The sequence below is a fragment of the Thermus sp. FJN-A genome (genome assembly GCF_054655095.1).
This window is the reverse complement of sequence record NZ_BAAHSC010000230.1, coordinates 1-236: the sequence shown is the minus strand read 5'-3', so window position 1 is coordinate 236 and position 236 is coordinate 1. Positions and strand designations below refer to the sequence as shown.

Here is a 236-nt window from a genome sequence, read left to right as displayed (position 1 = left end):
TGGAGCTGTGCCCCAGAAGCTCCTTCACCTCGTCAATCCCCCGCCCCGCCTCCACCAGGGCGCTGGCGTAGGAGTGGCGGAGCTTATGGGGGGTGATGCGTTGCCAGTCCTTGAGCCCCGCCCGCCTGGCCACCCGCTTCACCATGGCCTCCACCGCCCGGGCGGAGAAGGGCTTTCCCCGGTTGGGCCCCGTGGTGTGGCTCCAGATGTAGGGGCTCGTGGGGTGGCCCTCGAGG

1 protein-coding gene is annotated in these 236 nt (G+C 70.3%); it reads right to left on the bottom strand.

What is annotated here, in order from left to right; translation table 11 throughout:
* A partial coding sequence (locus ACYQ0J_RS13520; protein WP_460172619.1) for a tyrosine-type recombinase/integrase occupies positions 1–236 on the bottom strand: 236 nt, incomplete at both ends.